Source organism: Janthinobacterium amylolyticum (assembly GCF_051380655.1).
Lineage (GTDB): Bacteria > Pseudomonadota > Gammaproteobacteria > Burkholderiales > Burkholderiaceae_D > Janthinobacterium.
On sequence record NZ_JBNYXL010000003.1, the window covers coordinates 402143 to 414213 of the forward strand.

A 12071-nucleotide genomic window follows, 5' to 3' on the forward strand; every position below is an offset into this window, starting at 1 on the left:
TCAGCGCCATGTCTCCACGCCAGTCCTTTGAGCACGCCCTCCTGCTGATCGCCCGCTGCCACGGCGGTGGTGCGGCGGTGGCGCAGGCGGCCGAGCAGGAACTGAACAGCTGGCGTGCACACAGCGGCGACAACGATGCCATCTATCGCCTGGCGCTGAACGCCTGGCATGCCTCCAGTCCTGACGGGTTGCAGGAGCATATCGCGCGCCCGCTACCGGCAAGCATGCAACGCCGCAAGGTCGTCGCGGCGCTGGGCCTGCTGGGGATGGCCTCCCTGAGCGGGGCTGCCGCGCGCTGGCACTGGTTGCAGCCGGTGGAACTGGCCGCACTGAACACCGGCAAGTCGCAGTTACTGCTGCAGCGCATGGGCGACGGCAGCGAACTGCATCTGGCCGCACGCACCCGTGCCGCTGTCGCGTATTACCGCGACCGGCGCGAGGTCACGCTGCAGACCGGTGAAATTCACCTGCGCGTCCGCCGCGATGCCGCGCGGCCGTTCAGCGTGCACACCCCATGGGGCAAGCTGGCGGTGCTGGGTACCACCTTCACGGTAGCCGTGCGCGACAGCGCCATGTACGTCGAAGTCGCGGAAGGCCATGTGGCGGTGTGGAGCGGCCAGGGCAGCGGCGAAAACAGCCAGTTGCCCGAACGCATACCGGACGCCAGCCTGCGCGCTGGCCAGGCGGTACGCACCGGCGCCGATGGCGCGGGCGATGTGCACAACGTGGCGCTTGCCAGCATCGGCGCCTGGAAAGATGGCTGGATGGTATTTAACGGCACGCCGCTCGGCGAAGCCGTGCTGCGCTGGAACGACTACCTGGCGCAACCGTTGCTGCTGGGCACGGACAGCTCGCTTGCCAACCTGCGGCTGACGGGCAGCTTCCGTCTCGCCGAGCCCGACGTTTTCCTGCGGGTGCTGCCAACCATCCTGCCGGTCAGGCTGGCGCGGCAGGAAAACGGGCAAGCCATCATCCAGCCCCGGTAAGCAAGCCCCCCTGGCTGCAATCCTGCGCCGCCAATGCTTTGCTGCGCATGGAAAAATAATTGTCCGGTATGCGGGGAGTTCTGCGTCTTCAGCAAGACAACTTACCTAAAGGACATACCATGCCTGTGCAGCACCTCCGCGTCACCTCCATCAAACGCCACGCCGGCACTGCGGCGCAGCGCCAGTGCGCCCTGTCGGCAGCGCTGCTGGCGGCATGCGCCCTCTTCGGCCATCCCATGTTCGCCCATGCCCAAGGCGCCTTGCCGGCCGCCTCGGTGGCGGTGGAAAGGCCATACGCCATCCCGGCCGGGTCGTTGGGCCAGGCCATCAATGCGCTGGCACAGCAGGCAGGCACGGCGATCTCCGTCAACGCCGCATTGGTGGAAGGAAAAAACGCGCCCGCCATCCAGGGTACGATGACTTTGCAACAGGCGCTCGACACGGCTCTGGCGGGCAGCGGCCTGGCGGCGGCCAGGAACGGCTCGGCCATGGTGGTCGTGCCCGCCGGCCACGCCGCGGCGCAGACGCTGCCCGGCATCACCGTCCAGGCCGAGCAAGACACGGCCAGCGACCCCGTCTTCGGCTATGTTGCCCGCCGCGCCGACACGGCCACCAAGACCGGCACGCCCATGCGCGAAATCCCGCAATCGGTCTCGGTGATCGGGCGTACGGAAATCGAGGCGCGCGGCGCACAGGACGTAATGGCCATCGTGGCCCAGACGCCCGGCATTTCCGTCAATACCTATGGTCCGGACAACCGCGGCTGGGAATATATTTCCCTGCGCGGCTTCAGCGGCAACAGCGGCAATTTCCGCGACGGCCTGGCGCAAACGCCCTTCGGCATCGTCTACCGCATGACCGAACCCTACCTGCTAGAGCGCGTGGAAGTGCTGCGCGGACCGGCCTCGGTGATGTTTGGCCAGGCCGATGCGGGCGGCATCATCAACCGTGTCAGCAAGCTGCCAGGCGGCGATCCCGTGCGCGAAGTGGAGCTGCAGTACGGCAGCTTCCAGCGCAAGCAGATCGGCATCGACCTGGGCGACAAGTTCGCCCCGGACAGTGACTTCAGCTATCGCCTGACTGGCGTGGCGCTCGACAGCGACGACCAGGACCGCTACCCGACGGGCCAGCGCATCAACCGCAAGCGCTACGCGCTGGCGCCCTCGCTGCGCTGGTCGCCAAACTCGGCAACTTCGCTGACGGTGCTGGCCGAGTTGCTGCGCAATGAATCGGGCGAAGATCCCTACTACGCGATCGCCGCCGACAAAAGCCTGACGCGGGTGAAGATGGGCGACCCCGCATTCAGCCGCATCAGGCAGGACCAGAATTCCCTCGGCTACCGCTTCGAGCATGCGTTCAGCGACGACTGGAGCGTCCGCCAACACTTCCGCCACACGGATAACCGCGTCAAGCGCCGCGTGATCTGGGTGGACGCACTGCAAGCGGACGAACGCACCTATACACGCATCGCGCGCACCTGGGACGACAAGCACCAGCACACGGGGCTCGATACGCAGCTGCTGGGCAAACTGCACAGCGGCAACGTCAGCCAGACCCTGCTGTTTGGTATCGACTGGAACCGCTCCAAGGGCGATGCGAACCGCTTCATCGGCCCGACGCGGGATCTTGACCTGCTCAACCCGGTCTACAACCTGCCCATCCCCGCGCCGACCAAGCCATGGGCGAACTACACCCAGACGGCTGAACAGACCGGCTTGTATGCGCAAGACCAGATCAAGCTGTACGAGCGCTGGGTAGTGACCGTGGGCGGCCGCCAGGATTACGCGCGCAGCGTCACCGATGACCGGCTCGACGCCAGCCACACCGTCCAGAGCGACAGCATCTTCAGCGGCCGCGCCGGGCTGAACTATCTGTTCGCCGATGGCTGGGCGGCCTACGCCGGCTACACGCAATCCTTCCTGCCCAACAATGGCATGGACTACAACAACGATCCGCTGAAACCCAGCCGCGGCAAGCAGGTAGAGACCGGCATCAAATACCAGCCCGAGAATTCGCGCCTCTTCTTTGGCGCCGCCCTGTTTGACCTGCGCAAGACCAACGTCGTCACTTATGACAACATCAGCGGCGATACCCGCCAGATCGGCAAGCAGCGCTCGCGCGGCATCGAGCTGGAAGCCAAGGCAGAACTGACGCGCGACCTGAACCTGGTGGCGTCGCTGACCAAGATGAACCTGAGGGTACTGGAAAGCGCCGACCGCACCGAAGCCGGCAAAGTGCCCGCCACGGAACCGCAGCAGATGGCCTCGCTCTGGCTGGACCAGACGCTGGCCAAGGGCTTCGGCATCGGCGGCGGCATCAACTACGTCGGCCCGCGTCAGAACGACGAGGCCAACACCTCGCGCGCAGGCGGCTATACGATCTTCACCGGCATGCTGAAATACGAGACAGGGCGCTGGCTGCTCAGGCTCAACGCCAGCAACCTGCTCAACAAACAGTACAACACCATCTGCTACCACGGCGAATGCTACCTGGGCGCCGAGCGCACGGTGACGGCGACGCTCAAGTACCGGTTTTGATTGGGGGGGCGGGCTGCTTGGTTAGCGGCTCGCTTATTTGGCGATTTTTGCTTTTTTTTCTTGGCGCAGGAAGGCTTGGTCTGGTCAAGGCCAAGCGCTATCGCGACATGACAGCGTCCGTGGCCGCGCGCTTCACGTATCTGAATTCCACACTCTGAACAGAACCACGATCAGCAAAAGGCGCAATGCCTTTCGGCCCCGGCTAGACGGCATTTTTTATGTGTCACCGGCATGCCTGCAAGACATTGCACATGCGTTTAGCGGCAAGCGATATGGATATCGTTCTGCCCGGCTTTGCTGCCCTTTTTATAACTGAACTCGCACTGGCTGACACTGTCATCCATTCTCCTCGCCAGCGTCACCTCGCCATCCGCACCATAGCTGCATTGCAGCCACTTGCCATCGGGATAACTGCCTTCCAGCCGGTAACTGAGCGTCGTTTGGCCCTTCCTCTTGTGTTCGCCGCTGGGCACCAGCTGGCCCCTGCGCTCCGGTGCGCCATCGATAGGTGCCGCGGCGCTCAGGTAGAGGGGGCTGTCGATATACGGCGTCCAGCCAGTTGGCACGGCGTTCAGGCTGATCGATGTTGCCGGCACGCTTACGGGGCAAGCATGGGTGGCGGGCATGGCCGCCAGCGCGAGCACCGGGCATATGCAGCAGGCAGCCCCCGTTATCATCAGCCTGAGAAGCATTGCGCTGCACGTCTGCAATTGATATGGCATAGCCGCTCCTATTCGATAACGAAAAATGCGTCGGCGTTGTTGCTGGGATCGATAAACAGTCCATTCTTGTGCTGGCCTTTGGCGCGCAAAGTACGCGAACTGACGGTGCCCGGGCGCTTGCCCTTCCACTGGTCCATGACAAGGATGCCGCTTGGCGTCTGTCCCATGTACAACGCCGCATGATTGCCATGTTGCTGATTCGCATACTTACCACTGATAAATGTGGCGATGGCGGTGCCTTTGCGCAGCAAGCTATTACCCATCACTGCCGCTCCCTGCTTCCAGGATAATGTGGCTGGGGCGCTCGCGTAGTGACGGACCAGAGCCACGCATTGGTGGTTGCCGACCATGGAGGTTTTTTCCAGGTCGGAGACTTTGGGGTAGGTGTAGGGCATGGGGCTCTCCTTGCTTTGTGGGAGAGGCTTACGATACATGGGGGAAACTAGGAGGAGTTGAGGGGGGACAAGGGTTCAAAGAAATAATAGGAAATGCACGCGAGAGGGGGATTTTTATCTTCCGCAGCAAGCCGCGCCAACCTTTGTTTTCGACAGAATTCGATCTCGGATTTACCCTCAACCATACCCCAAAAATCAATCACTTATTCAATATTCGGCAGTCTTTACTTTTAGCCGAATTATACCCATGCAGCTATCAAGAAGAGCCAATGAATAATCTGCAAAACTTCACTGAGTGTGCTTGTCTATGGATAGTATTTTTCGATATCGCCATTTTCACCAATACTTAGAAAAGGCATGGAGCTCCCGTTGCGATCCAACCGATAGAGGCCCATTCCCCGAAAATTCCCCTAAGTATTCATTGAACGACAAAATTCTCGGCCACAAAATATCCATGGAGAACTAGGAGATCAATCGAATACGCGAGGTAGCTAATTTACTGCGCCATTAATTTCGCTCTGAATCTACTTGCGCCAGCGCTCAATGACTTGTGCAAACACAACATCGCGCCACGGTTCTCTCCACTCCTTATGAACCTTAACGCTTTGCGAGTGGGGTTCTGGAACAGGTAGAGGCATCTTGATGACTGCAGGCAGCAAAACTGCATCACCGACAACCACACACTCTCCCGGAGCCAAGTTAGGTAGAATTTCCGTTATAGCATTAGCATTGTCTGGAAATAACCGTCGCACATAACTTTGATCCGCATCGTTTGTCAGACGCAAGGACATGAAATTGCTGCACTGAGCAAAGATCGTCTCCGACACTTCTGAGGGACGCTGACTTACAACCATCAGACTTAGGCCATATTTACGTCCTTCCTTCGCGATTCGTTCGATAGATTTTCGAGATGCTCGATATGCAGCATGGTCATTCCGTGGAACATAGTTGTGCGCTTCCTCACAAACCAACATAACAGGGATATCATTTAGCTTTCCCTGCGCATGTTGCAACTTAGAATAATGAAAACAAAAATCAAAGACAAGACGCGATATCAAACTGACAGTAATACTCAAAACTTCAAAAGGTACACCACTCAAGTCTACAATAGTGACGTTCGCCAAATCAAGGTAGCCGATGAACTGTTTCATCAATGCTTCAAAGTCCTCGGTAACATGAGGTTGCCCGTCCGGCTTCTTCGCATTCAAAAGGAATCTCAGACGTTTGTCGGCTAACTTTGCCTCAAGTCGAGAAACGAACCTGTTGAATTCACCATTAAACGGCCCGCTGGTTGCTTTACTCTCCTTCGCAGTTGAGTTCGGAACAAAGTCATGAATCTTATCAAAGTATATTTTTCGATCTGTTACTAATCGCCCATCAGCCAGCTTAGGTTTATCTTCCCCAACTAATCGCCCGATGACTTCTCGATTCAAGTTTTCAATATATCTATAAACTTCATCAATCGAAAAATATGCTGGCGTATCGTAGGTGACTTCAGTAATCTTTGGATTGTGTTTTTCTTTATTAAGAACAACAGCATGTTTGAATTGACTAACTTGATTATGAGAGTTTGCCTCATTACTCTCGATAAACATACTTTCCAACTCTTCTGAATTCATTAACCAGTATGGCAACTGTAAAGAATCAATATCCAGACGACTTAGAGTAAAAGACTCTTCCTTTAAAAGTGTAAAAGCAGCAGTGTATTCATCATGTATATCGAATATCAAAACATGCGAATTATTTCTCGCATTTTTGTTTTTATTCTTATTCTGAGAAATACCTACAACACTTTGCAATACGCTAGCAACCGTACATGACTTACCAGAACCAGTTGAACCGACAACAGCAATATGTTTACTAAAAAATCGATTTCCATCTATCATAAGATCAATCGTCTTATTCATAGAGAGTTTGCCTAGCGGGAAATCGTGCTCCCCATCTGCAGAAAATATTTTATCGAGAGTATCCGCCTCTGCGATAAATGCATGCTCAGTCGGTACAGGTAAAAGTAAACTGCCTCGATCAAACGTCTTGTCCTCAACCAATGTCCCAATGGCCTGGCATTCGATCTGGAAACTCCAAATTGGCCTTCCATCTAGGCCAAGGTTGTTAGTTCCTTTAATATTTCGAATAGTAGCAATCGTGAAGTCAAGATTGCCTTGAGCGATTTTTAAGAAACGGCCAACTTGCAAACCTTCTTTGTTTTTTTCGAAAATCTCAAGGCCATCGACCATAACAACAATAGCCTCAGGAGCACAGGAAAGCACAGATCCAATCTTAATAGGCATTGATTATCCCCATCATGTATTTTATTTCATTAAATTTCTCAGCTCCGAGAAATTCCAAATTTACATCCCTTACGTTCAACATAATTTCCTCGCCATCACCGATTACGAAAAGATCATCTGGCTTCGTATTAATAGCAATGTTTTTATATTCCTCCCAGCGAATAAGTCGCAAAACAAATTCTTTTTTATCCTTTTGGACCAACGGCTCGCGAAAAAAATTTGCCTCTGAAAAAGTCTTAACCGGTCGGCCATGATTTGGCATTACATCTTTCCCAACAAGCCGTTCCGCAATTTCATCGAAAAGATTTACATTAACATCTATCGCAAAAAGGGGAGTATGTGTATGTGATACTTTAAAATGGTATTTATCAGTAAATGACTTAATAAAAAGAACAATTTGATCTTCAAATTTATCAATAAACTTAGGAAATATTACAAGATGTCGCAAACGGACATTTTCATTGAGATTTTCTTTAAGTTGTTTACGACGTGTCTCAAGTACTACTTTTCTAGTATTCAGCGCAAGTGTCCACTGTGATACGGCTGTAGATCTAATTTGGCGTAGCGCCTCTAAAAACTGAATTTTTGTTATTTTCCTAAGCTTTACATCGTGTTTTATACTCAAATCAGCGATAATTTGAATCGCATTAGGGTAAAACATCGTCTCGACCTCTACCTTACTAAAGCCGAGCGCTTCTAGTAGTTTCCCATTTTCCACCATTAAGTCGTCATACTTTGGGGTAACATAAATTGAAAAAACCTTTAGGAAGTCATCAACATTAACGCCAGCAACTTCCAACACCAGGTCTTTCAAATCCTTATTTTTTGACTTAATCGCATTATTTAGATCATCTAAAGATACCGTAATTGCTTTTTCATTTGGAAAATGTGCAAATAAGTAATAGCTAATTTTTGCAGTCGGATTGGATTTGAAATGCTTCATCATTTGAAGCAATGGATTATATAGAATACTTGGCGTATATTTATCTTGAGTTTCGTGGTATTTACATTGTATCGCTTTCGTTCCAGCGAATGTTGCCACCTCGATGTCTTCCACTATTCCTTCTATAGTGATCACAGCATCATCTGCAGCTTTCAATAATTCAGAAAGCGTTTGATTAAACTGATATAAAAAACCTTGGATTGTGTAATCTGCTGAGCGGCCCATTTTTCTATTTTCTAAAAAATTTAACGAATCCCTCCCAGCGAAATAATTTCATCGTTGCTGAGATCAATATTAGAGAGCTACTGTTGACTGTGAGGATAACATCTTGAAAATCTGAAAAATACACAAATTGTCACGGTAGAGAGTAGCAGCATTCCGTAACTAATTTCCAGATTATTGTTAGTGACGATGAGATTTTTAAATTCCCACACTGCTTGATCAGGAATTTGGAGGGAGCAAGGATCAGGTCTGCCATTCGGATACGGACTCACCCAAAGGTGCAGTAGATGCATGCTCATTCGAAAGTCTAATTTGGGGTGTTACGTTGAGCACGAAGTGCGAATAAGCAGGTGTGAAGTTAGCTAACCGAAGGTTAGCTAACTTCACCTATCCTGCCCCGCTTCGCGCAGCGACTAAGCCACAAAAATCGTCGGACACAACTTCGACCAAACCATTTTTTTACAGGTACGAAAGCAAATTTAGCAGGAATGTATGCCGAAATTAGCACGGTAGTTCCGCCCTGTGCAGCGACTGAAACCCTTTAATCACCGGGTAATACCTCGGTCGAACCATTTTTTTGCAGGTACGAGAGCAGATTTAGCAGGAATGTATGCCGAAAGTAGCACGGTTGATCAGCGGCAATAGGCAGCGTCCAAGTGGGAACATTTGACATACATCTGTGCTGCCCTTGATCAATGTCAGCAACAAATTTTCATAGTCTGCTTTACGAGTACTACACGGCAATAGCGCGCGTCTCCTCCAATGGCTGCGCCATTCTGCACGGACAGAAAAACTTCCCCCTTGGGGCGGATCGAAACGATTGCTGGAAAGTATTGATGACGCGGGATGCAAGCAGTCGCATGCGCATGTGGCGGCTGTACAGCAAAGGGGCCAATGAAATCCAGTCGATGGCAACGCATCTATCGCATGAAGAATGCGCTGTTGATTGCCCAATTTTTAGCTGCTAAAGCTTCCACGAACCCGCTCCTGTGTCCAGCCTTGATCTCACACAAAGTGCGCGGCAGGCTTGATCCAAGTGGCATGGCAGGCCGATTCTTGTTGCGCCAGCCATTACCGCATTCGATACTGGACGCGTGTTTTCGGAATAATGATTGCGAGCGCGTTTCCGCTAAAGACGAATCGGTGGCAGGGGAAGGCCTGCGGCAGATGCCATTCGCCCCGGTGCTGCCGCTGGCATTTTTGATTCACGAAGGGGGACGCCATGAAAGCAGCGACAGCCGAATACCTGAAAGAGCGCCGCGTTGAACCTCGCATGGACGAAGAGCGCTTCATCCGCTTGGGCGAGGTGCTGGCAACCTGCGGCAAGTCGCGCAGCAGCGTTTATGCGAGCATCAAGGAAGGCACCTTCCCTGCCCCCGTCAAGCTGCAGGGACGCTCCTCTGCATGGCTCAGGAGCGAGGTGCTACGTTGGATGCAAGCGTGTATCGAGGCCAGCAGACCTGCAAACACGGTATGCTCAATAATCGACACTTCATCAAGCACCAGGCCAATCGGCAACAAAGGGACCAGAGCCGAATGAAGCCGGGAGATACCGGGATACCTGCGGCATAGAGACGTTCACCTCCGCCGCTGTGCCACCCTGGCATCCCTCATGGCCTCGATCAAATAATCTTCATCAATGCCCAATCCAAGGCAGCCAAAGATGATGTCGGCGCAGTAGTCGTACAGCAAATCAATCACCTCTACGCTGCGCTCCTTCTGGATTTTCTCCAGTATGATCTGCACGTCGCTTCTCACGCCTTCGTCGGCCACGACGCGGCTCAGCGCCGGGAATACAAGGCCGTGCAACCGCTCCAGCGCTTGCCTGCCAACCTGGCTTACGCAGCGCTCTACCTTTCTATCATCCATGGCAACTGGAAGCAGGCAATGCCGCCTGACGGGCTTCGGTGGACGCATATGGGCCGCGTCGAACTCTGTGCGCGGATCCAGCCCGTCATGCAGCATCTGGCGGGCGACTGCGCGGCGGCATCGAGCAAGCGCCGACGAGACTTCCGGATAGTGGCCGAATGTCAGGGCATTTTCCTTGCCGTCCTTCTGGCGAAATTTCATGCGCCAGACCTTCGAGCCAGTCGGCATGACTTCAACATACAGGCCGTAGCCGTCGAATAACCTGAATGGTTTGTCCCCAGGCTCGGCCTGTATCAGCTGTTGCTCTGTCAGAGGTTCAATTCGTCTTGGCATGGCTGTCTCCTTAACGACGCGGCGCTGGCCACACCAGTTCCAGCGATCCATGATGGCCTGGCTTCGGCGTATCGCCGCGCTCGACGGCTTCCAGGTAGTCGGCCCACTCCTGCATCATCTTGCGGCGCTCCGCCAGGAACTGGGCGCGGTCGTAGGCGCTGGCCACCTTGTCCTTGGGCGCGTGCGCCAGCTGGCGGTCCACCACTTCATGGCGGTAGCCCAGGCGCTCCTTGATGGTGCTCATGGCCAGCGCCCGGAAGCCGTGGCCGGTCATGCGGCCTTTGTAGCCCATGCGGGCCAGCGCCACCAGCAGCGTGTTGTTGCTCAGCGGCTTGTCGTGGTCGCGCTGGTTGGGAAACAGGTACATGCCGCGGCCGGTGATGGTGTGCAGCTGGCGCAGCAAGGCCAGCGCCTGGCGCGAAAGGCAGACGTGGTGATTGGTCGTGTCGGGGTTGACGGTCAGCTTGCCGCGCTTCATGCGCTGCCAGGGAATGATCCACTCGCCGTTCTCCAAATCGACTTCGCTCCATGGCGTCTCTATCAGTTCGCTGGTGCGCACGAAGATCAGCAGCATCAGGCGCAGCGCGATGCGCGTCGGCTCGAACATGCGCGCCTCGTTGCGCGCCAGCGCGTCCAGGAAGGCGGGCAATTCATCGGCATCGATGGCGGCATAGTGCGAGGCGCGCTTGGTCTTCAGGACGTCCTTCATGTCCACCACCAGGTTGCGGTCAGCCAGGCCGCACTGGATGGCGTAGCTGAATATCTGCGAGCAGACGGCTTTCAGGCGATGCGCAATCTCGGTCGCGCCGCGCGCCTCGATCTTGCGCAGCGTAGCAATCAGTTCGCGGTGCCGGATTTCCGTGATCGGCCGGTCGCCGATGCTTGGAAAAATATCGGCTTCCAGGCGCTGCAGCATGTTCCGTGCAGTGCGCTCGCTCCATGTCGGCACCTTGTTTGAGTACCACTCGCGGGAGATTTTCTCGAAGGTATTGGATGCTTTTTCGGCGGCGAGCCGCCTGGCGTCGTCTCGGTACTTGCCGGGGTCGATTCCCTGCAGCTGCAAGCGGCGCGCCTCCGTGCGCTTTTCACGCGCCACCATGATCGAAATTTCCGGATAAGGCCCGAATGTCAGCGTATTTTCCTTGCCGTTCGATTGACGGAATTTCATGCGCCAGATCCGCGAGCCGCTGGGCATCACTTCAACGTACAGGCCGCCGCCATCGAACAGCTTGTATGACTTTTGCCTGGGCTTGGCATTTTTGACCTGGAACTCGGTCAGGGGAGGGATAATCTTGGCCATGGCTGGTCTCCTCAGCATATGCGTCAGAAATCACTTTAGACCGGCGAATGAGGGCTTGGTTGCCAGACTTGGGGTAAGCTGATCTGTATCTAGCTCCGATTTTTGCTGGCTGCAGCTGGACAGCACTGGACGCCAGAATACAAAAAAACCGCTTTAGCACGGGCTAAAACGGTTTTTTGTGGACGTTCTTGGACTTCCTTGAACTGGCCAATTTGTATCCTTGGCGGAGAGAGGGGGATTCGAACCCCCGATAGGCTATGAACCTATACACGCTTTCCAGGCGTGCGACTTCAACCACTCATCCACCTCTCCTGCAGGCAATGTGTCTTGCTTACATTGCGTACTATTTCTCGCTTGTCGCGAAGCCGCAGATTATAGCAAAGATTCTACGGACTGCCAAAGTTATTTACCGTGGGGTAAAAGTCCTGCTTCTTTACAGTAACCCGGTAATGGCTGGGGTCAGACCCTCAGGG

General features: G+C 54.3%; 10 protein-coding genes and 1 tRNA gene. 4 read left to right on the top strand and 7 right to left on the bottom strand.

Translation table 11 applies throughout. The features are described from left to right. Positions 1–8: 8 nt before the first annotated feature. Positions 9–986 carry a FecR family protein gene (locus ACQ4WR_RS08370; RefSeq protein ID WP_436486571.1) on the top strand — a complete coding sequence of 326 codons (978 nt, stop codon included), beginning with the start codon at positions 9–11 and terminating at the stop codon, positions 984–986. Between the two features lie 119 nt (positions 987–1105). Then, positions 1106–3523, top strand: a complete 2418-nt coding sequence (locus ACQ4WR_RS08375) for a TonB-dependent siderophore receptor (protein ID WP_436486573.1) — start codon at positions 1106–1108, stop codon at positions 3521–3523. A 257-nt stretch (positions 3524–3780) separates the two neighbouring features. Here the strand turns inward: ACQ4WR_RS08375 and ACQ4WR_RS08380 are convergent, their stop codons facing one another. From ACQ4WR_RS08380 to ACQ4WR_RS08395, 4 genes are all read right to left on the bottom strand, one after another. Continuing rightward, positions 3781–4245 (bottom strand): STY0301 family protein, encoded by a 465-nt coding sequence (locus ACQ4WR_RS08380; RefSeq protein ID WP_436486575.1) that lies wholly within the window; start codon positions 4243–4245, stop codon positions 3781–3783. Positions 4246–4253: 8 nt separating this feature from the next. After that, on the bottom strand, positions 4254–4640 hold the full coding sequence (locus ACQ4WR_RS08385) for a BPSL0067 family protein (protein WP_436486577.1): 387 nt from the start codon (positions 4638–4640) through the stop codon (positions 4254–4256). A 524-nt stretch (positions 4641–5164) separates the two neighbouring features. Beyond that, positions 5165–6931, bottom strand: coding sequence for an ATP-binding protein (locus ACQ4WR_RS08390; protein ID WP_436486579.1), 1767 nt, complete (start codon positions 6929–6931; stop codon positions 5165–5167). After that, positions 6921–8099, bottom strand: a complete 1179-nt coding sequence (locus ACQ4WR_RS08395; protein WP_436486581.1) for a hypothetical protein — start codon at positions 8097–8099, stop codon at positions 6921–6923. Before ACQ4WR_RS08395 ends, ACQ4WR_RS08390 begins: the two co-directional genes overlap by 11 nt. A gap of 891 nt (positions 8100–8990) precedes the next feature. Between ACQ4WR_RS08395 and ACQ4WR_RS08400 the strand changes: the two genes are divergently transcribed. After that, on the top strand, positions 8991–9362 hold the full coding sequence (locus ACQ4WR_RS08400) for a hypothetical protein (protein ID WP_436486583.1): 372 nt from the start codon (positions 8991–8993) through the stop codon (positions 9360–9362). A 7-nt stretch (positions 9363–9369) separates the two neighbouring features. After that, positions 9370–9636 (top strand): helix-turn-helix transcriptional regulator, encoded by a 267-nt coding sequence (locus ACQ4WR_RS08405; protein ID WP_436486585.1) that lies wholly within the window; start codon positions 9370–9372, stop codon positions 9634–9636. A gap of 38 nt (positions 9637–9674) precedes the next feature. Here ACQ4WR_RS08405 and ACQ4WR_RS08410 read toward each other — a convergent pair whose 3' ends face one another. The 3 genes from ACQ4WR_RS08410 to ACQ4WR_RS08420 all read right to left on the bottom strand — a co-directional run bounded on the left by ACQ4WR_RS08410 (position 9675) and on the right by ACQ4WR_RS08420 (position 11910). After that, positions 9675–10298, bottom strand: a complete 624-nt coding sequence (locus ACQ4WR_RS08410) for a DUF4102 domain-containing protein (RefSeq protein WP_436486587.1) — start codon at positions 10296–10298, stop codon at positions 9675–9677. 10 nt (positions 10299–10308) lie between these two features. After that, a complete protein-coding gene (locus tag ACQ4WR_RS08415) occupies positions 10309–11598 on the bottom strand; it encodes a tyrosine-type recombinase/integrase (protein ID WP_436486589.1) in 1290 nt (429 codons plus the stop codon). 221 nt (positions 11599–11819) lie between these two features. After that, positions 11820–11910, bottom strand: a tRNA-Ser gene (locus ACQ4WR_RS08420). Between the last annotated feature and the right edge of the window lie 161 nt (positions 11911–12071).

Bases quoted from the DNA above. Each gene is read 5' to 3' on its own strand.
- ACQ4WR_RS08370 (WP_436486571.1), top strand. From the start codon at position 9: ATGTCTCCACGCCAGTCCTTTGAGCACGCCCTCCTGCTGATCGCCCGC.
- ACQ4WR_RS08415 (WP_436486589.1), bottom strand. From the start codon at position 11,598: ATGGCCAAGATTATCCCTCCCCTGACCGAGTTCCAGGTCAAAAATGCC.
- ACQ4WR_RS08380 (WP_436486575.1), bottom strand. From the start codon at position 4,245: ATGCCATATCAATTGCAGACGTGCAGCGCAATGCTTCTCAGGCTGATG.
- ACQ4WR_RS08390 (WP_436486579.1), bottom strand. From the start codon at position 6,931: ATGCCTATTAAGATTGGATCTGTGCTTTCCTGTGCTCCTGAGGCTATT.
- ACQ4WR_RS08375 (WP_436486573.1), top strand. From the start codon at position 1,106: ATGCCTGTGCAGCACCTCCGCGTCACCTCCATCAAACGCCACGCCGGC.
- ACQ4WR_RS08385 (WP_436486577.1), bottom strand. From the start codon at position 4,640: ATGCCCTACACCTACCCCAAAGTCTCCGACCTGGAAAAAACCTCCATG.
- ACQ4WR_RS08405 (WP_436486585.1), top strand. From the start codon at position 9,370: ATGGACGAAGAGCGCTTCATCCGCTTGGGCGAGGTGCTGGCAACCTGC.
- ACQ4WR_RS08395 (WP_436486581.1), bottom strand. From the start codon at position 8,099: ATGGGCCGCTCAGCAGATTACACAATCCAAGGTTTTTTATATCAGTTT.
- ACQ4WR_RS08410 (WP_436486587.1), bottom strand. From the start codon at position 10,298: ATGCCAAGACGAATTGAACCTCTGACAGAGCAACAGCTGATACAGGCC.
- ACQ4WR_RS08400 (WP_436486583.1), top strand. From the start codon at position 8,991: ATGAAATCCAGTCGATGGCAACGCATCTATCGCATGAAGAATGCGCTG.